At 60.7% G+C, this 19,553-nt stretch carries 17 protein-coding genes; 13 read left to right on the top strand and 4 right to left on the bottom strand.

The features are described 5' to 3' along the window. The first annotated feature begins 6 nt into the window (after positions 1 to 6). From GOX88_RS12235 to GOX88_RS12190, 10 genes are all read left to right on the top strand, one after another. Positions 7 to 2,313, top strand: coding sequence for a fatty acid cis/trans isomerase (locus tag GOX88_RS12235; protein ID WP_254436215.1), 2,307 nt, complete (start codon positions 7 to 9; stop codon positions 2,311 to 2,313). A gap of 92 nt (positions 2,314 to 2,405) precedes the next feature. Next, positions 2,406 to 3,074 carry a PAQR family membrane homeostasis protein TrhA gene (gene trhA / locus GOX88_RS12230; RefSeq protein ID WP_170401911.1) on the top strand — a complete coding sequence of 223 codons (669 nt, stop codon included), beginning with the start codon at positions 2,406 to 2,408 and terminating at the stop codon, positions 3,072 to 3,074. 158 nt (positions 3,075 to 3,232) lie between these two features. Then, positions 3,233 to 4,633 carry a DUF4856 domain-containing protein gene (locus GOX88_RS12225; RefSeq protein WP_170401897.1) on the top strand — a complete coding sequence of 467 codons (1,401 nt, stop codon included), beginning with the start codon at positions 3,233 to 3,235 and terminating at the stop codon, positions 4,631 to 4,633. Between the two features lie 62 nt (positions 4,634 to 4,695). Then, complete coding sequence (locus tag GOX88_RS12220) at positions 4,696 to 5,697, top strand: sterol desaturase family protein (protein ID WP_170401895.1); 1,002 nt, start codon at positions 4,696 to 4,698, stop codon at positions 5,695 to 5,697. A 123-nt stretch (positions 5,698 to 5,820) separates the two neighbouring features. After that, positions 5,821 to 6,801, top strand: a complete 981-nt coding sequence (bioB, locus tag GOX88_RS12215) for a biotin synthase BioB (RefSeq protein WP_170401893.1) — start codon at positions 5,821 to 5,823, stop codon at positions 6,799 to 6,801. Further along, positions 6,798 to 7,931, top strand: a complete 1,134-nt coding sequence (locus GOX88_RS12210) for an 8-amino-7-oxononanoate synthase (protein WP_170401892.1) — start codon at positions 6,798 to 6,800, stop codon at positions 7,929 to 7,931. The genes bioB and GOX88_RS12210 overlap by 4 nt, the downstream gene beginning before the upstream one ends. Next, positions 7,928 to 8,548 (top strand): dethiobiotin synthase, encoded by a 621-nt coding sequence (bioD, locus tag GOX88_RS12205; RefSeq protein ID WP_170401889.1) that lies wholly within the window; start codon positions 7,928 to 7,930, stop codon positions 8,546 to 8,548. The genes GOX88_RS12210 and bioD overlap by 4 nt, the downstream gene beginning before the upstream one ends. After that, complete coding sequence (bioA, locus tag GOX88_RS12200; protein ID WP_170401886.1) at positions 8,545 to 9,831, top strand: adenosylmethionine--8-amino-7-oxononanoate transaminase; 1,287 nt, start codon at positions 8,545 to 8,547, stop codon at positions 9,829 to 9,831. Before bioD ends, bioA begins: the two co-directional genes overlap by 4 nt. Further along, positions 9,828 to 10,448: a pimeloyl-ACP methyl esterase BioG family protein gene (locus tag GOX88_RS12195; protein ID WP_170401883.1), complete on the top strand. Its 621-nt coding sequence runs from the start codon at positions 9,828 to 9,830 to the stop codon at positions 10,446 to 10,448. The genes bioA and GOX88_RS12195 overlap by 4 nt, the downstream gene beginning before the upstream one ends. Then, entirely contained in the window at positions 10,445 to 11,203 is a 759-nt protein-coding gene (locus tag GOX88_RS12190; protein WP_170401880.1) for a methyltransferase domain-containing protein, read from the top strand. The genes GOX88_RS12195 and GOX88_RS12190 overlap by 4 nt, the downstream gene beginning before the upstream one ends. Positions 11,204 to 11,209: 6 nt before the next feature. Here the strand turns inward: GOX88_RS12190 and GOX88_RS23750 are convergent, their stop codons facing one another. Then, positions 11,210 to 11,818, bottom strand: a complete 609-nt coding sequence (locus GOX88_RS23750) for a GntR family transcriptional regulator (RefSeq protein WP_170401876.1) — start codon at positions 11,816 to 11,818, stop codon at positions 11,210 to 11,212. A gap of 209 nt (positions 11,819 to 12,027) precedes the next feature. Here GOX88_RS23750 and GOX88_RS12180 point away from each other — a divergent pair, with 209 nt between their 5' ends. Then, a complete protein-coding gene (locus tag GOX88_RS12180; RefSeq protein ID WP_170401873.1) occupies positions 12,028 to 13,269 on the top strand; it encodes an acyl-CoA dehydrogenase family protein in 1,242 nt (413 codons plus the stop codon). A 4-nt stretch (positions 13,270 to 13,273) separates the two neighbouring features. On the opposite strand, the gene GOX88_RS12175 is transcribed toward GOX88_RS12180, so the two are convergent. From GOX88_RS12175 to GOX88_RS12165, 3 genes are all read right to left on the bottom strand, one after another. Then, positions 13,274 to 14,053 carry a carnitinyl-CoA dehydratase gene (locus GOX88_RS12175; protein ID WP_170401870.1) on the bottom strand — a complete coding sequence of 260 codons (780 nt, stop codon included), beginning with the start codon at positions 14,051 to 14,053 and terminating at the stop codon, positions 13,274 to 13,276. A 3-nt stretch (positions 14,054 to 14,056) separates the two neighbouring features. Further along, the gene (locus GOX88_RS12170) at positions 14,057 to 16,072 is read right to left on the bottom strand and encodes an acetate--CoA ligase family protein (RefSeq protein ID WP_170401867.1); all 2,016 of its coding nucleotides are present in this window, start codon (positions 16,070 to 16,072) and stop codon (positions 14,057 to 14,059) included. A 103-nt stretch (positions 16,073 to 16,175) separates the two neighbouring features. After that, positions 16,176 to 17,336, bottom strand: coding sequence for an acyl-CoA dehydrogenase family protein (locus tag GOX88_RS12165; protein ID WP_170401864.1), 1,161 nt, complete (start codon positions 17,334 to 17,336; stop codon positions 16,176 to 16,178). Between the two features lie 100 nt (positions 17,337 to 17,436). Between GOX88_RS12165 and GOX88_RS12160 the strand changes: the two genes are divergently transcribed. Both GOX88_RS12160 and GOX88_RS12155 read left to right on the top strand, forming a co-directional pair. Next, positions 17,437 to 18,354 carry a GlxA family transcriptional regulator gene (locus tag GOX88_RS12160; protein WP_254436216.1) on the top strand — a complete coding sequence of 306 codons (918 nt, stop codon included), beginning with the start codon at positions 17,437 to 17,439 and terminating at the stop codon, positions 18,352 to 18,354. Between the two features lie 101 nt (positions 18,355 to 18,455). Further along, a complete protein-coding gene (locus GOX88_RS12155) occupies positions 18,456 to 19,490 on the top strand; it encodes an NADP-dependent oxidoreductase (protein WP_170401861.1) in 1,035 nt (344 codons plus the stop codon). The last annotated feature ends 63 nt before the right edge of the window (positions 19,491 to 19,553 follow it).

The following is a 19,553-nucleotide window of genomic DNA, read 5'->3' as shown; positions in this document are numbered from 1 at the left end:
GCGCATATGCACAAAGTTCGACTGTTTCTGCAGGCCGCAATCCTGATGTCTCTGCTCTGCGCCTTCCCGATTGCGGCACGGGCGCAGAACCAGACTTGGGCCGAGGTGAAGCCGATCATGGATCGCCGCTGCGTCGTTTGCCACAGCTGCTATGACGCGCCGTGCCAGCTGAAACTGACGTCCCCGATGGGCGTTTTACGCGGGGCCAGCAAAGAGGCCGTCTACCATACCGAGCGTTTGCAGGACGCCCAACCCACCCGGCTGGGGATCGACGCACAGACCGTTCCCGAATGGCGGGCGTTGGGGTTCCATGCCGTCATTCGCGGGCAGGACGCGGGTTTGCTGGAACGTTATCTCGAACTGGGCCGTCAAAACCCGATGCCGGTTGATGCACCCCTTCCAACTGAACTTGGTCTGGCAATCAATCGCCCTTTGGTCTGCCCGACATCGGATGAGTTCGACGCATTCAGCACGGCCCATCCGCTTGCAGGTATGCCTTATGGCACAGCGCCGCTTGCCGAGGCCGAGTTTCAGACGCTCATGGGCTGGGCGCGCAGCGGTGCGGCCCTGCCCTCCGCCGCGCCCGACATTCCTGATGTGATCCAGGCCCAGATTGCGGATTGGGAGGTGTTCCTAAACGCAAGCGACCTCCGCAGCCAGTTGATGAGCCGGTATCTGTACGAGCATCTGTTTCTGGCCCGGCTCTATTTTCAGGGTGACGATCCGCGGCGGTTCTTCCATCTCGTGCGCTCGACCACGCCGTCGGGTGAAGATATCGACATCATCGCCACGCGGCGGCCGTTCGACGATCCGGGTGCGGCGCCGTTTTACTATCGGTTGCAGCAGGTCACGGAAACGATCGTGCACAAGGAACATCTGGTCTATGCGCTTGGGCCGGATCGCATGGCGCGCTACCAACAGCTGTTTCTCGACACTGATTGGACGCTGACGGACCTGCCCCCGTTTGGGGACGCCGAAGGTGGCAATCCCTTCAGTACCTTCATGCACATGCCTGCGCGCAGCCGCTATCAGTTCCTGCTGGACGACGCGCTGTTCTTTGTTCGCAGCTTCATTCGCGGACCCGTTTGCCACGGAGAGACCGCCGTTGACGTGATCGAAGACCGGTTCTGGGTCAGTTTCCTTGACCCGGACGCGGATTTGTCGGTTACCGACCCCAGCTTTCTGCAGGAGGGCGCCGCTTTTCTGGAGCTGCCCGTGTCCGAGGCAGACGCCGGTGTGCTCGGCACATTGCAGGGGTTTTCGCACAGGAACCAGGTTGAATACCTTGAGTTTCGGGACGCGCGATACCGGGCTGCGCCGGTGTATCAGACCGGGTTCGACTATGGCTCGATCTGGGATGGTGACGGGACCAACACCAACGCCCTGATCACGGTGTTTCGGCATTTCGACAATGCCTCGGCCATGACCGGGTTTCACGGCGGTATCCCCGAAACCGCCTGGGTCATCGATTTCCCGATCTTCGAGCGCATCTACTATGACCTCGTTGCGGGCTACGACGTGTTTGGACGGGTTGAACATCAACTGTCCACGCGGCTGTACATGGACGAACTGCGGATGGAGAGCGAGGATACCTTTCTGGCCTTCATGCCGCGGGACGTCAGGCCACAGATGCATCAACACTGGTATCAGGGCGTTCTGGCTGAATTGCATACCTATTGGCACCGCCGCCGCGTTGATGACAGTTTCCCGACCGGTATTTCCTTTCAAACGGATCAGCCGAAACAGGAATTTCTTCTGACCTTGCTGGAACGCGGTAAGGGGTTGTGGCCGGTCACGGACCCGATCAACAGATGTGCGGCTGAGGCGTGCCAGTCGGGGCAGCTGGCCGACGTGCTGCGGGATCTGGCCGATCAAACCGGCGAATGGGTGAAATACCTGCCAGATCTGTCTGTTCTGGCGGTCGAACAAGACGGCGGTGAGACGGCGCTGTACACCCTTGCGCACGACAAGGCGCATTACAACGTCGCCTTCCTGTTCGATGAAGAGGCGCGCCGGGACCCCGCTGCGGACGTTCTGACGATCCTTCCCGGGCTGATCGGCAGCTATCCGAATTTCTACTTTCACACCCGACAGGATCAGTTGGAGCCTTTTGTCGGGGCGCTGAAAGGTATGCGCTCGCAGAGCGACTACATGGCCGTGGTGACGCAATTTGGTGTGCGTCGGACCAGCCCTGAATTCTGGCCGTTGAGCGACCGGATTCACGATCTATTCCAAGAGCAGAAACCGGTTCAGGCGGGTATTTTCGATCTGAACCGATACAAGGATCCAAAGCCGGGGGATGACCCCACTTAGGTGCGGCGCATTCGTCGGTCTGACACATAGCAGTGATCGACCGCGAGGGGCGTTAACTTGCCCGAATTCCCCTTGGCGCTTAAGTTAAGTCTATGTGGTCCTTTGCTGATATCCGTCCTGCCTATAGCCGCGCCGAGCGTGTGAGCGACGGAGTTGTGCACATATTGGGCATCACGTCAGCCCTGATTGCGGTCCCCGTATTGATAACAATCACCGCCTTTCACCGGTCCGAACCCGAGGCCATTCTGGGGGTCTCGGTCTATGGTGTCACGCTGTTGCTGATGCTGACCTTTTCGGCGCTCTACAACATGATCGAAAGTGACAAGTGGTCCGATTTGCTGCGCCGTCTCGATCATTCGGGCATCTATGTGAAAATCGCTGGCACCTACACGCCGTTCCTTCTGCTGTCCGGCGGGCAGGGGCCGGGGCTTTTGATTGGCCTGTGGTCTTCGGCAACGCTGGGCTCGGTCCTGAAGTTGATTGATCCAGCCCGGTTTCGCTGGTTCGGGCTTGTCCTCTACCTGATGATGGGCTGGGCTGTTGTCTGGGCCGGCCCCTCCATGCTGAACGAACTGCCAACGGTGGTTGTTTGGCTGATGATTACGGGCGGTGTGGTCTATACTGTCGGAGTTGTCTTCTATCTTCTGGAGCACCTACCGTTTCACAACACCATCTGGCACGTGTTTGTTCTGACCGGAACGGTTCTGTTCTTCATTGCTATCTCTGCCCGGGTTCTACTGGGACCACATCCGGTTGCCTGACGGACTTCGGGATAAGCTTGTCTCTGACTGCGCGTTTTTCTCGCTGCGACACGGGAAAGAAAGGAAAAATTGGGGGGTTGACTTGCCTCGGTAGTAATCGACTAAAAGGGTCGGGAAAAATACCCGATTAAAAAAGTCGGGCAGAACGAGGACTCCCCATGCTCAAACCCACGCTCAAACTCACCTCGGCGCTTGTTGCTGCGGCCCTGATCAGCGGTGCCGCCATGGCCGATCAGGCTTATGGTCCGTTCCCGGTCACCGTGAAAGGCTATGAAGGCGACAAGACCAATTCGGTTTCGTATTCCGGCCAGATCGCGCGCCACGTGTTGCATGACAGCCTGAAAAAAGCGGCTGCCAAAGGCGATGGCGGCAACAACGCCGCCCAGGTCGAGGCGCTGATGCTGGCCTATTTCAACGGGTCGGAAGGCGATCTGGAAATCATCGCACCCGCGTCGAAAGACGGTTTTCCGGTCAAGCAATCGACTGTGAATGAAATCTCCAAGGGCAAGAACATCTCGGGCAAGTTCTACAACGGTGCCATGACCGCTTGGCCGGGCAACCAGTCGGGCGTCGACGTCGCGCTGCAGATGATCAAACTGGCCGCCGCATCCGAGCAGGGCTATGACCCGGTAAACGGCATGGACTGGGCGCAGCTGATCTCGAAATTCACCCTAGGTGCGATGGCGTATAACCAGGCGGTAGACAACTATCTGGACGAAAAGCTGGACGCTGGCACCAAGCCCAACGACCAGCCTTACAAAGAGGGTGCCTGCTATACCGGCAAAGAGCATGTCTGGGATGAGGCGTTCGGCTATTTCGGTGCCGCGGCGCATTCAGCCGCCTTGTCGGCCGAGCAGAACTATGCCGTGGCCAAGCAGAAAGACCTGGTCGCCGCAGACGCCAATGGTGACGGTGTGGTCGATCTGAAGACCGAGATGGTCTTTGGCCCGGCCTACTATGCCGCCGGTGCCGACAAGGGTGGCAACCAGAACACTCAATACATGGCGACCATCTTCAACGCTTTCCGCGATGGTCGCGCGCTGATTGCCTCGGCCAATGGTGAGGCGCTGACCGACGCGCAGCGCGCCGAGCTGAAGGGCTATGCCGATATCATCGAAACCAACTGGGAAAAGACGCTGGCCGAGGCCACGTTCAAATATGCCGGATCGGTCTACAAGGATATCGACAAGCTGAAATCGGGCGAGGACAGCGACAAGGCCCTGCGCAATTACGTCAAACATTGGGGTGAGCTGAAGGGCTTCTCGATGGCGTTGCAGTCGGGCAAGAACAACCTGGGCGCAACCGCGATCGACCTGAACTGGATGATCGGCTTCAGTCCGGCGATGCCCGACGGCAAGATGGTGTCGGATATCGATGCCGACGGTAACTTTGTCCGCGAGCGTGAAATGACGCTGGATGACTATCAGGTCAACATGCTGAAGGTGCAGAAGCTGCTAATCGACAAGTTCGGCATCGAAAGCCGCGCCAATGACGCAACCGCAGATCTGGCCGCGCTGGCCGAAAAGCTGGGTGCAACCGAGGCTGCCGAAACCGACTGAGGATCAATTGATCCCAACCCGGCGGCCACAGGGTCGCCGGGTTTTCCATCGAAAGAGACCCCTTGGAATTTCTCGAACACATAGGCGCGGTCTTTGCCGATTTTTCCAACCCCAAGAAGCGCGTCTTCGTGGGGTATTTGTTCTTGACCGTTCTGCTGGCGCTGATGTGGCTGGTAGCGGTGCGGCGGTCCTCGATCCGCGCGGCGTTGCGAGAGGTGTTTGATCGTACGATCCTGTTCTCACCATCGGCGCGGGCAGATTACAAGATTCTCGTGATCAACCGGGTTTTTACCCTTTTTATCTCACCGATGCTGGTCTCGCAGTTGGCGATCGCAACCGCGCTGTTTTACGCGCTGCACGACGTTGATTTCCTGCAGCGCGGCCTGTTCGCCGACACACCAAAAGCTGTGATTGTCGCGCTGTTCACTGGGGTGATCTTTCTGGTGGACGACTTCACCAAGTACCTCGTGCATCGCTGGATGCACCGTTGGCCGGTTCTGTGGGCAATCCACAAGGTTCACCACTCGGCCGAAACGATGACCCCGATCACCGTTTACCGCGTTCATCCGCTAGAGGGCGTTCTGTACGGGCTGCGCGCGGCGGTCGCGCAGGGCACGGTGATGGCGGTATTTTTGTTTTTCTTCGGCAGCGCAGTCGATCTGTACACGGTGCTGGGCGTCAATGTCCTGTCGTTCCTCTTTCATGTGACGGGTTCGAACCTGCGCCACTCGCATATCTCGATCCGCTATTGGCGCTGGCTGGAACATGTCCTGATCTCTCCGGCGCAGCATCAGGTGCATCATTCGATTGCGCGCGAACATCATGACAAGAACTTTGGCGTTGCCTTCGCGGTTTGGGATTGGCTGTTCGGATCGCTGCACCTGTCCGAGCGAGACAGCAAGTTGACCTTCGGGTTGAAGCCGTCCGAGGCCCATGCCTCGAACCTGCTCGATATCTATTTCCGTCCCTTTCGGGACATCGCGAATGTTTTGCGGCGACGAGTTGGCAAGGTGCGCGCTGGACTGCCAAGCCGGTCGAAACAAAAGCGCGATCCCATAGCGTAACCCCTCAAACAGCGCTGGTTCGCCGGGCGGTTCCGCGCCGACCGGACAGTTAGCAGTTGAAATTTTCCGGTTTATCGATATTAGAAGCTGCAGGCATGGAGTTTTGGACAGATTATCGATAAAATGGAAAACACCACCCCCACATGGACCCGCGAGGCGGCGCAGGCCGTATATGACCTTCCTCTGATGGACCTGTTGTTCCGCGCACAGACCGTGCATCGCGAGAATTTCGATCCAAACAAGGTCCAAACCTCCAAGCTGTTGTCAATCAAGACGGGCGGCTGTGCCGAGGATTGTTCCTATTGTTCGCAATCGGCCCGGAACGGCTCAAAGCTGTCGGCTTCGAAGCTGATCGAGGTTCAGCGCGTCCTGACCGAAGCCCGCAAGGCCAAAGACGGTGGCGCGACCCGGTTCTGCATGGGCGCGGCCTGGCGCGAGCCGAAAGACCGCGACATGGATGCGCTGGTTGCGATGGTCGAAGGCGTCCGCGACATGGGGATGGAGACCTGCATGACGCTGGGGATGCTGGACGACAATCAGGTATTCCGCCTGCGCGATGCGGGGCTGGATTACTACAACCACAACATCGACACATCCGAACGGTATTACCCCGAGGTCATCACCACCCGCACCTTTGCCGATCGCATCGACACGATGAACCGCGTGCAGGAAGCGGGGATCAAAGTATGTTCGGGCGGTATTCTGGGCATGGGTGAAGAGATCGGCGACCGCGTCGATATGCTGGTCACCCTGGCCAATATGGGCCCTGCGCCCGAATCCGTGCCGATCAACATGCTGATGCCGCAGGAAGACACTCCGCTGGCCGATGCCAAGCCGATCGACCCGATCGATTTTGTGCGCGTGATCGCCACCGCCCGCATCATGATGCCGAAATCCTATGTGCGCCTGTCCGCTGGCCGCAGCGACATGACCGAAGAGTTGCAGGCGATGTGCTTCTTCGCCGGTGCGAACTCGATCTTTGTTGGGGAAACGCTGCTGACCGCCGAGAACCCCGAAGAAGACACCGACGCAATCCTCTTTGCCAAGCTGGGGCTGCAGGCCGAAACCGTTGCCGGGCAAAGCTGTGCGGAAGCGGCTGAATGAAAGCATTGAGTCGCCTGCACTCGATGCTTGAAACGCTGGACGCCCGGCATCGCCGCCGGGCGCTGGCCCCGAGGCGTGGGCTGGACTTCGCCTCGAACGACTATCTGGGTCTGGCGGACTCGCCGCTGTTGCACCGCGCCGCGCAAAAGGCGCTTGAGCGGGGTGTGCCGCTTGGATCAGGCGGATCGCGGCTGTTGCGCGGCAACCATCCTGAACATGAGGCGCTGGAGGAAGAGGCAGCTGCCTTTTTCGGTACTGAGGCCGCCTTGTTCATGGGGGGCGGGTTTCAGGCCAATCAGGCGATATTCTCGACCTTGCCCGCGGCGGGGGACCTGATCCTGTATGACGATCTGGTCCATGCCAGCGCCCATGAAGGGATGCGGACGGGCCGAGCCGAAACCCGGTCCTTTGCCCATAACGACGTGGCCGATGCCCGCCGCGTTCTGGCGGATTGGCAGGTCACCGGCGGATCGGGGCAGGTCTGGATCGCGGTGGAAAGCGTCTACTCGATGGAGGGCGACATCGCGCCCTTGACCGCACTGTCCGACCTGGCCGTCGAACACGGGGCCATTCTGGTCGTGGATGAGGCTCATGCCACCGGCGTTTTTGGTCCGAACGGAAAAGGTCTGGCACATGGGCTGACGGCCGATGTTTTGACCTTGCACACATGCGGCAAAGGTCTGGGTGTTGCGGGCGGTCTGATCTGCGGGCCACGGGTGATGATCGACGCGCTGATCAACCGGGCGCGGCCATTCATCTTTGCAACCGCACCGTCGCCGTTCAACGCGGCCCTCGTACGGGCGGTGCTGGATCAACTGCAAGCCGACACCAGCCTGACCAATGCCGCAACCGCCCGACTGCACCTCGCCCACGCCGAGGCACGCCGCACGGGCGTTCCGCAAGATGTGCTGAACAGCCAGATCGTTCCCGTCATTCTGGGCGACGAGGCGCGGACGATGCAGATGGCCGCAAGCCTGCAGGCGCAGGGCTTTGACGTCCGGGGTATCCGCCCGCCGACGGTTCCGCGCGGCACCTCGCGGCTTCGGATCTCGGTCACCGGCAATGTAACCAACGCCGATATCAGCGCCCTGTTCGAAACACTTGCCCAGCACCAAAGCGAGGCCGCATGAGTACCGTAATTGTTGTCGGCACAGATACAGGCATCGGCAAAACCGTCTTTGCTGCGGGTCTGACCTCTGCCCTTGGCGCGCGGTATTGGAAGCCAGTGCAATCTGGGCTGGAAGAGGCAACGGACTCGGAAATCGTCGCAGAGCTGACCGGGGCCGAGGTGCTGCCCGAGGCCTATCGCCTGAACATGCCCGCCTCGCCGCATTTGTCGGCCGAGGATATGGGGATCGAGATCGACCCGGCCCGTCTGGCCTTGCGGCAAGTGTCCGGCCCTCTGGTGGTCGAAGGCGCGGGCGGGCTGATGGTGCCGTTGAACCGACAGGTCTTTTTCCTCGACGTGATCGCCCAATGGCAGGCGCCCGTTGTGCTGGTGGCGCGCACCTCTCTGGGAACGATCAACCACACGACCTTGTCTCTGATGGCCCTGCGCAACGCAGGGTGCGATGTGGTCGGCGTGGCCTTTGTCGGCGATGCCGAGCCGGATGTAGAACAGACCATCGCCCAGATGGGCAATACCCGCCATTTGGGCCGTTTGCCTTTCATCGACACCCTGTCCCGAGACACTCTGACCGACGCCTACAGCGCCATTGACGTCGACACAATCCGGAGCGCCCTGTGACCCCGCTTGAGTTTGACGCCCGCCATCTGTGGCACCCTTACACCAACGTGCTGAAGCCCGGCCCGATGCACCTGATCACCGGGGCCGATGGTGTTTGGCTAACGGCTGAAGACGGGACGCAGATGATTGATGCGATGTCCTCGTGGTGGTGCGCCGTACACGGGCATCGTCACCCGGCCATCATCGCGGCGATGCAGGCGCAGTTGGATCAGATGCCGCATGTTATGTTCGGTGGCCTGACCCATTCCCCAGCGATCGAGCTGGGCCGCAGAATGATCGACCTTCTGCCCGATGGGCTGGACCGTATTTTCTACAGCGACAGCGGCTCGGTGGCCATCGAAGTGGCGCTGAAAATGGCGGTGCAATACCAGATGGCACAGGGCCGTAAGGGCCGCACGCAGTTTGCCACCATCCGCGGCGGCTATCACGGCGACACCTGGAAAGCGATGAGTGTCTGCGACCCGGTTAACGGGATGCATGGGCTGTTTGCGGGCGCTCTGTCGGTTCAGCATTTCCTGCCCCGTCCACAGATCGCCTTTGGTCAGGACTGGTCCGAGGATGGTGACCTTAACGGGCTGAACGCGCTGGAAGAGTTGCTGGAAACCAAGGCCGACCAGATCGCGGGTCTGATCCTTGAGCCGGTCGTGCAAGGCGCGGGCGGGATGTATTTTTATCACCCGACATGGCTGCAACGGGCGCATGAGCTATGCAAGGCGCATGACGTGCTGGTCATTTTTGATGAAATTGCCACCGGCTTCGGGCGCACCGGAGAGCTGTTTGCGTTGCACCACGCCGGTGTTGTGCCGGACATACTTTGTTTGGGCAAGGCGCTGACTGGCGGGCATATCACGCTGGCCGCGACCGTCACGACCGAGACCGTCGCGCGGCGGATCGGCGAAAGCGAGGCCGGTGTCATGATGCACGGCCCGACATATATGGCCAACCCGTTGGCCTGCGCGGCGGCAGTTGCCAGTCTGGAGCAGCTGAGCATCCGGGATTGGCGCTCCGAAGTCGCCGGTATCGCCGACCAGATGAAGCAGGAACTGGCCCCCGCACGCGGATTGCCCGGGGTTTCGGATGTGCGTGTCCTAGGTGCCATCGGCGTCATTGAGATGGAGGATTGGGTCGATCCATCCGTCGCACACGGGCTGGCACCGGAAACCGGCGTCTGGCTGCGCCCCTTCGCACGGAATATCTACTGTATGCCACCCTACATCATCTCTCCGGATGAGCTGAGCCGCGTGACATCGGCGATGGTGTCACTGGCGAAAGGCGCGTCATGAGACAGAAATGGCTGTCCCGCTCGGGCACCCAAGAGGTGCTGTTGGTGTTCGGAGGCTGGGCTCTGGGCCCCGCGCCGTTTCAGGGTCTTTCCGGCGATGCGGATACCTTGTTCGTGGATGACTATACCCGGCTGGACAACCCGCTGAGCGACCTCGCACAATATGACCGGGTCAACCTGATCGCCTTTTCCTTTGGCGTAGCGTCGGCCGCGCATTGGCTGACGCAGACAGGGCTGCAACCGGATCGATTGGTCGCGGTCAGTGGCACTCTGTCCCCAGCCGATGCCGAACACGGTATCGCCCCGGATATGATCCGCGCCACAGTGGACCAACTGTGCACCGCCAGCTTCGCCAAATTCTGCCGACGCGCAGGGTTGGAAACAGCAGCCCCCGCGATCGAGATTGATGCCGCACGGGCCGAGCTTTTTGGAGTAATCGAACGCGGCACGGCGCCAGATCGCAAGTTTGATCGGGTCTGGATTCCACAAAGGGACCGGATCATTCCCACCCGCGCGCAACAGGCCGCATGGGCCGGGCAGCAGGACGCCGTGCGCGAGGTTTCCGCGCCACATGTTCCCTTTGCCGCCGGTCAAAGCTGGAAGGAGTGGATCGCATGAACGCCCAGTTGACCGACCGTGTCCAGCGCAGTTTCAGCCGCAGTTTTATGACCTACCACGACTCGGCGGGTCAGCAGGCCCGGATCGCGGATCGTCTTGCGCAGGATCTGCGCAATGGTGGCGCACCCCAGCACTTCTTCTCGGCTTTGGAGTTCGGTTGTGGCACCGGCCACTTGACGCAGCGGCTTTGCGAGCATTTCGCGTTCGACACGCTCACGGTCAACGACCTGTCGCCCGAAGCCGATGAGACCGCCGCCATCCATGGGGCCGATTTCCTGTGCGGCGATGCCGAGACCATCGCGTGGCCCGCGCAACCGCATCTGATCGCGTCGGCCTCGATGATCCAGTGGCTTCCCGATCCAGCCGCTTTTCTGCGTCGCGCCGCGATGGCGCTGGCACCCGGTGGCTGGCTGGCCGTTTCTGGATTCGGTCCGCAGCAATATCACGAACTGGTTCAGGTCGGGTCTGCGGCGAAAGCGCCCGGCCTGTGCGGGCCGGATGCTCTGACTGCTGCTGTCGAGGGCACTTTGGATGTCGTCTCTGCCGGGGAAGTGGAACGGCAGATGCACTTTTCGTCACCCCGGAAGGTGTTGGAGCACCTGCGTCGGACCGGTGTAAACGGGCGGGCGCAGAAAACCTGGACCAAATCCAGCCTGATGGCCTTTACCAATGAGTACATCCGGCAGTTTGGGGGCGAGTCCGGCGTTTCGCTGACCTATCACCCGACATGGATCATCGCCCGCAAACCCGGCTGAACCGGTCTAGGCCAAACGCGTCAGGTGACGCTGCATCACCGAATGGGCCTTGGCCGCGTCGCGATCCTTGATGGCGGCCAGAATGGCGGCGTGATCCGGGTCGGCGCGCTGACGCCATTTGGCCGTGTGCAGGTTGTTGAAGTGCCACGCATACAGCACTTGCAGATTTCTGATCTCGGTAATCATGCGCGGCATGTTGCAGGCCGCGATGACGGCCATGTGGAAGCGCTGATTGGCGTCCTCCCAATCATCGGCCGTTGTGGCGCTGTCGCATTCTTCGTGGATCTGTTCGATCAGCGCGATCTGATTGGTTGTCAGGTTGGGCACGGAATGCAGCAACGCGACCGGTTCAAGCGCACGCCGCATCACCCGAAGTTCCTGAATGGCGTTCTGGTCCATCGGCGCCACGCACATCCCCCGGCGCGGTACCGCAACCGTCAGCCCCCGTGAGGCGAGGTTCAGCAGGGCTTCGCGCACGGTCACCTGGCTGACCCCGAACTCGCGGGCAATCAGGTCCTGCCGCAGCTTTTCACCAGGCTTCAGTGCCCCCTGGACAATCCGCGTCGACAGCCTGTCGGCGATGTCATCCGATTTCTTGATCTGCTGCTCGGACACCTGACCCTCGGTTCATTGCATGTGTTCACAGACGCTTACCGTCATGCAGAAGGTTGAGCAACAGAGCTGTGAACGAGTGGGTTTTGACGGGAACCGGAATGACCTGACGGCACTTGAGGCTCAGACCCTGCTAGCAGGTTTCACAAACGCCAATCACGCGGCTAGGGTACGGGGAATGGTCTGACGTAAAAGTCTGAAAAGGGATAACAATGGATTTTGCCCCATCGCCGCGCGCCGTGGAATACCGCGACCAGCTGAAACGTTTTATGGAGGCGTATATCTATCCGCGCATCCGCGACCACAAGGAAGAGATCGAGGCAGGTAATTTCCCGGTCAATTTCATGGAAGATCTCAAGGCGTTGGCCCGGTCCGAGGGGCTGTGGAATCTGTTCCTGCCCTCCTTGCGCGACGATGAACCCGGTACACGGCTGAGCAATCTGGAATACGCCCCGCTGGCCGAGATGATGGGGCAGGTGACGTGGTCGTCCGAAGTGTTCAACTGCAACGCGCCGGACACCGGCAACATGGAACTGCTGCACATGTTCGCCACGCCCGAGCAGCGCGAAGAATGGCTTGTGCCGTTGCTGAATGGTGAAATCCGTTCGGCCTTTGCGATGACCGAACCCGACGTGGCCAGTTCGGATGCCACCAACATCACCACCTCGATCCGGCGTGAGGGTGACGAGTATGTCATCAACGGCCGCAAGTGGTTCATCACCAATGCCTGCCATCCGAACACCAGGATGTTCATCGTCATGGGCAAGACCGACCCGAACGCGGACCGGCACAAGCAGCAGAGTATGGTGATCGTGCCCAAGGACACGCCCGGTCTTGAGATCGTGCGCAACCCCACGATTCTGAACATGCACGATCCCGAGGGCCATGCGGAACTGGTCTTCAAGGATGTCCGGGTACCCGCCAGTAATCTGTTGGGGGAAGAAGGCAGCGGTTTCGCTCTGGCGCAGGCGCGGTTGGGGCCTGGGCGTATCCACCACTGTATGCGTTCGGTCGGCGCGGCAGAAATGGCGCTGTCGCTGATGGTCGAACGCGCGCAAGAGCGGAAGACCTTCGGCAAGCAGCTGTCAGAGCAGGGTGTGATCCGGGAATGGATCGCGAAATCGCGGCTTGAGATCGATCAGGCGCGGCTGCTGACCTTGCAGGCGGCGTGGAAGATTGATCAGGTCGGCGCCAAGGCGGCGCGGCGCGAGATTTCGCTGATCAAGGTGGTGGCGCCCAATGTGCACGCCACCGTGACGGACCGTGCGATGCAGGTTTTCGGTGCCATGGGCATGACGCCGGATACGCCGCTGGCCGACAGCTATACCTGGGCGCGGGCGCTGCGCTATGCGGATGGCCCGGATGAGGTGCATCTGCAGGCCATCGCAAAGCAAGAGCTGAAAGAGTCGAACTTCGGCATGTCAGCACAGTGGCTGACACCGCCAAAGCGTTGATCTCTTATTTGCCTTTCCAGACCGGGTCGCGCTTTTCGGCAAAGGCGCGGGCGCCTTCCAGCTGGTCCTCGCTGGCGTAAAGCACATCCACCGTGCGCAGCTGGCGCTTGGTGATGCGGTTCATTGCGTCCTGGAACTTGCTGTCTTCGGCATCGCGCACAACCTCTTTGATCGCGGCGTAGACCAGCGGCGGTCCCGAGGCCAGCAGACGGGCCAGCTCCCACGCGCGGTCCATCAGCTGATCGGCGGCGACGATCTCGTTCACCAGACCCCAGCGGTTGGCTTCCTCGGCATCGAACCAGCGCCCGGTCAGCAGCAGCTCCATCGCGATGTGATAGGGGATGCGCTTGGGCAGTTTGACACTGGCCGCGTCGGCTACAGTGCCCGAGCGGATTTCCGGCAAAGCGAAGGTGGCGTGTTCTGCTGCGATGATCATGTCCGCCGAGATCGCCAGTTCCAGGCCGCCACCGCAGGCGATGCCGTTCACCGCCGCGATCACCGGCTTGTTCAGATCGCGCAGTTCCTGCAGGCCGCCGAAACCGCCGACGCCATAGTCGCCATCGACCGCATCGCCGTCTGCGGCGGCTTTCAGGTCCCAGCCGGGGCAAAAGAACTTCTCGCCCGCGCCGGTCAGGATGGCCACGCGCAGGTCCGGGTCGTCGCGGAATTCGGCAAAGACCTCGCCCATTCTGCGGCTGGTGACCAGGTCAATGGCATTGGCCTTGGGCCGGTCCAGCGTCACCTCAAGGATCGCCCCTTCGCGGCGGGTTTTGATCGGGTCCATATCTCAGGCCTTTCTGATGAGGGCATCCACCGCAACGGCCTTGTCGGGCGTGCAGAGGAGCGGGTTAATCTCGACCTCGCCAAGCGTGTCGGCGTTTTGCATGACATAGGCCTGAACGGCCTCAATCGCGGGGATGATTGCATCCATATCAGCCGCCGGTTGGCCGCGATAGCCTGCCAGCAGCGGCGCAATCTTCAGCTTGCCAAGGGCGGTGCGGATGTCGTCGGGAGAGCTGGGCACAAGCAAGGATGCTGTATCGCGCAGCACTTCGGTCAGCACACCGCCTGCACCCAGGGTCAGCACAAAACCGTGGGCTGGGTCGCGGACCACACCGACCAGCAGTTCGGCGACGGTTCCGGTGATCATCTCTTCGACCAGGATCTCGTTGGTTCCGATATCGGCGGCCACATCTGCCACGTCTTTGGCCTGAACGCCCAGTCGAACGGCGGAATGTTCGGATTTATGCGCAAGACCAACGCCCTTGACGGCGAAGGGCGCCTCCATCTCCTGCGCTGCGGCTTGGGCTTCGTCCGGGCCGCGCACGGTGCGATTTTGCGGGATGCGCAAGCCGCAATCGGCCAGCGCCTGTTTGGATTCACCCTCGGTCAGGGTCCGGTTTGCCTCGGCGGTGCCGGGCAGCCAGACCGGATGCGTGGACGGTGCCGCGACCTGAGCCGCAGCGCGGGTGGCGGCCAGTGCTTCGCGCAGACCCATGAAGGGCACAACGCCTCCAGCCGTCAGCTCCTGCGCGACGTCTTCGGGAAGAAGTTCCGGCAATGTCGCGGCAATGGCAAATCGTGCGCCGGTGTCGGCGCGGACTTTCATCGCCGCGCGCGAGGCGCAGGTCCAGTCGGTCGCGTCAGTTGTCGGATAGTCGACGATCGAGAAGGTCAGGTCGATATCGTCGCCGGTCATACCGGACCATGCCTTGGTCATCGCTTCTTCGTCGCGCCAGATATAGGTGTGATAATCCAGCGGGTTGTTCAGCGCGACCATCGGCCCGAGCGCATCGCGCAGATGGGCTTTCTTGTCGTCGGTCAGACGCGGGAAGGTCAGGCCGGTGCCCACGGCCATATCCGCGATCAGGCTGGCCTCGCCCCCCGAACAGCTGATCGAGGCGATGTTGCCGCCCGGCAGCGGTCCATAGCAATGCAGCAGTTTCAGAGTTTCAAGGAAATCGGGCAGGGCCGACAAGCGCGGAATACCCAGACGTTCCAACAAGGCCTGAGCCCCGGCATCGCTGCCCGCCAGCGACGCGGTATGCGATACGGTTGCGGCCTGCGCCTGTTCGGATGCGCCGACCTTGAGCGCCACCAGCGGGATGCCTTTGCCATGCGCCTTAGCGGCCAGCGCTTCCCATTCGCGGATGTCTTTGAAGCCTTCGATATGCAGGCCGACGGCGGTCACACGCGGATCGTCGATCAGGGCCGAGGCGATCTCGGCCTGGCTGGTCTGCGCCATGTTCCCGCAGGTCACCATGTAAGCAATCGGCAGGCCGCGTTTCTGCATGGTCAGGTTGATCGATATGTTTGAGCTTTGCGTCAGGATCGCGACGCCCGTTTCGACCGGAGTCGCCCCATGCTGGTCCGGCCAAAGCAGCGCGCCGTCCAGCGCGTTGATGAAGCCATAACAGTTCGGCCCCAGAATAGGCATGTCCCCGGCGGCTGCGATCAACTGGTCCTGCAGGTCTCCGCCCGTGTCATCTTCGGCCGCAGCCTCGGAAAAGCCCGAGGCGAAACACACCGCGCCGCCGGCGCCCATGCTGGACAGGATGTGAACCGCCTCGATCGTGGCGTGGCGGTTGATGCCGATGAACACGGCGTCGGGGGCTTCGGGAAGGTCTTCGAGGTGCCCATAGACCGAATGGCCCGCGATCTCCGTGGCCTTGGGATGTACCGGCCAGATTTGACCCGCATAGCCCATGCGCTTGGATTGCAGAATAACCTGTTGGCACCAGGCGCCGCCCCCAATGACGGCAATGGTTTTCGGGCGCAGAAGCCGGGTAAGATCTCTCTTCATCGACAATCCTGATCGAGTCGTTGGAAATGCCCCCGGCGGTAAGCGGGTCTGGACGGGATGAGAGCGTAACCTGCCAGAACCCTCTCACCGCCGGGACGTGGCCTCATGCGCCGAGGGGGCGCAGAAGATCGCGGCTGATGATGTGACGCTGAATCTCGCTGGTGCCGTCCCAGATGCGTTCAACGCGGGCATCGCGCCAGAAGCGTTCGATCGGGAAGTCATCCATCAGACCCATGCCACCATAGATCTGCAGTGTCGTATCGGTGACCCGCGCCAGCGTTTCCGAGGCGTACAGCTTGGCCGAGGCGATCTCGCGGTTCGAGGGCAGGTTCTGGTCCAGACGCCACGCGGCGGCCAGGGTCAGCCAGTCTGCGGCGTCGATCTCGGTGATCATGTCGGCGATCTGAAAGCCGATGCCCTGAAACTTGCCGATGGGCTGACCGAATTGCTTGCGCTCGGCGGCGTAATTCAGGGCGTAGTCAAAGCAACGGCGCGCACGACCGACCGAGAAGGCCGCAACTGTCAGGCGGGTGGCATAGAGCCATTCGTTCATCACCGCAAAGCCGCCATCAACCTCACCCAAAACCTGTGCGTCGGGCAGGCGACAATTGTCGAAATACAGGATGTAGTTCTTGTAGCCCTTGTGGCTGACCGAGTTATAGCCTTCCTTGACCTCGAACCCCGGAGTGCCGCGATCCACCAGGAAGGTGGTGATGCGTTTTTTGGGGCCTTTCGGGGTCTCGTCCACGCCGGTCGCAATGAAGACGATGAAGAAATCCGCGTGTTCCGCGCCCGAGATGAAGTGCTTCGATCCGTTGACGACCCAGTCACCACCATCGCGCACGGCCTGGCATTTCATGCCGCGCACGTCCGAGCCTGCATCCGGCTCGGTCATTGCCAGCGCGTCCATTTTTTCACCACGTACGGCGGGCAGCAGGTAACGTTCACGCTGTTCGTCGTTACAGGCCATCAGGATGTTTTGCGGACGGCCAAAGAAGTGGGTCAATGCCATCGAACCACGGCCCAGCTCACGTTCGACCAAAGTGAAATCGAGATGCGACAGACCTGCGCCGCCGACCTCTTCGGGGAAGTTGCAGGCGTAAAAGCCCAGATCGATGCATTTCTGCTTGATCTGCTCGCCCAGTTCATGCGGGACCTGACCGGTGCGTTCAACTTCGGCCTCGTGCGGGTAGATTTCGTTTTCGACGAAGCTGCGAACAGTCGAAACGATCATTTCCTGTTCTTCTGACAGACCAAACTGCATGGCGCGTGTTCCTTAGATAGGTGATTGACGCAGGAAACGGCATTGCGCAGTGTCGCGACATGCAGAATTGGCCTAGATTTGTGCAGGATTGGAATAAATTTTGACCCGCCAATATAACATTCTGATTTTCGACGGATTCTCGAACCATTGCCTTGCCAACATGGTCGAACCGTTGCGCGCGGCTAATACTCTGTCGCGGCAAAGTCTGTATGCTTGGCGATTCTGTTCGATAGATGGGAGGACGGTTCAAAGTTCCAGCGGGCTTACCGTGACCCCGAATGGTGCCCTGAGCGAACAGCGAGGAGACGTTCTGGTGGTCATGCCGTCCTATGGTTATCTCAAGCTGGACACGCGCGAAACCATTCGTGCGATACTGGCGGCCGCGGGAAAGCACTCGCAACTGGCCGGTTTGGATACCGGAAGCTGGCTGTTGGCCCGGGCCGGGTTGCTGAACGATCACCGCGCGACGATTCACTGGGATGAACTGGCCCGGTTCGAAGAGACCTTTCCTTTGGTCAACGCGGTTCAGGAGCGCTATGTCATCGACGGCAACCGGCTGACCTGTTCCGGGGCGATGGCGGCGTTTGATCTGGCCTCGGCGCTTATTCGTCGCGATCACGGGCCGCTGCTGTCGATGGAGGTCGCGCATCTGCTGATGAGCCGGGGCGGCGCGGATCAATACACGTTGCCGCTCAAATCCGAAGACACTCTGGTCAACCGGGCGCTGACCTTGATGCAGGCGAATCTGGAAACACCGCTGCCGATCAAAGAGATTGCCCGCAAAATCGGGTGTTCGCAAAAGCGGCTTGAAGGGCGGATACAGGCCGAACTGAAAACCACGCCGCAGGCGCTGTACCGGCGTCTGCGTCTGAATCTTGCCCGCAAGCTGGCAGAAGAGACGGAACAGTCCATCGCTGAAATCGCCGGGCGCTGCGGCTATGAAAATGCCAGCGCCATGACCCGGGCGTTCAAGGCCGAGTTCGGGCAAACGCCGACCGCGTTCCGCAGCGGCAGTTGAGGCACGGGCAGGGTTTAAAACATTGCGGACCGGAGCGCTTTCTGCACAGTAGCAAAGCAACCCCAAGTCGCAGGACGAGACCTTAGCAAAGGAGTCAGAACATGGCCCAATCCCCAGACGTCAACCGACAGATCGTTCTGAACGAACGCCCCAGCGGCCAACCGGACGAAAACACTCTGCGCCTGACCACGAACGTGGTTCCGACCCCCGGACCGGATGAGATGCTGGTGCGCACGGTTTACCTGTCTTTGGACCCCTATATGCGCGGGCGAATGAACGATGCGAAATCTTATGCCGAACCCGTGGCCATTGGCGGCGTCATGACCGCTCAGGTCGTGGGACAGGTCGTGGCGTCGAACCTCGTGGGGTTTGAGGCCGGCGATTATGTCCTGTCCGGCAGCGGATGGCAGGATTATGCGATCTCGGATGGCACCGAAGTGATGAACCTTGGCAAATCCCCGCAGAACCCGTCCTGGGCTTTGGGAATCCTCGGGATGCCCGGCTACACCGCCTATGCAGGCCTGTTGAAAATCGGTGAGCCGAAGCCCGGTGAAACAGTGGTGGTTGCGGCCGCGGCGGGGCCGGTGGGCGCAACCGTTGGACAGATCGCAAAGATCAAAGGGTGTCGGGTTGTGGGCGTCGCAGGTGGTGCGGAAAAATGCGCGCATGTTGTCGATAATCTCGGGTTTGACGCCTGTATCGACCACAATGCACCGGACTTTGCCGAGCAGTTGAAACAGGCTTGCCCGGACGGGATTGATGTCTATTTCGAAAATGTCGGTGGCAAGGTCCTGTATGCCGTGTTGCCGCTGTTGAACCCTTTTGCGCGGGTGCCGGTTTGCGGTGTTGTCGCGTGGTACAACCTGCCGGGGCTGCCCGAAGGGCCGGATATGGGCCCCGCAATCATGGGCACGCTGCTGCGCATGAAGGTGAAAATGCAGGGTTTCATCATTTTCGACAGCTTCACACGTGAGGTGTACGAGGAGTTCCGCCGCGACATGACCGGATGGATTGCCGATGGATCAATCCAGTACAAAGAGCACATGGTAGATGGGCTGGAAAACGCACCCGAGGCCCTGAACCAACTGCTGAGCGGCGGCAATTTCGGCAAAATGGTGGTCAATGTAGGGGCGTGATGTCGCCCCAAAAACGCGTTCACCCGATGCAAGGCACCGGGTGAACATTGATCAAGTTGGTAT

Origin of the sequence: Ruegeria arenilitoris (genome assembly GCF_013030985.1) — a bacterium.
Lineage (GTDB): Bacteria > Pseudomonadota > Alphaproteobacteria > Rhodobacterales > Rhodobacteraceae > Ruegeria > Ruegeria arenilitoris_B.
The sequence above is the reverse complement of the archived record's forward strand: the minus strand, read 5'-3'. Positions and strand labels throughout refer to the sequence as shown.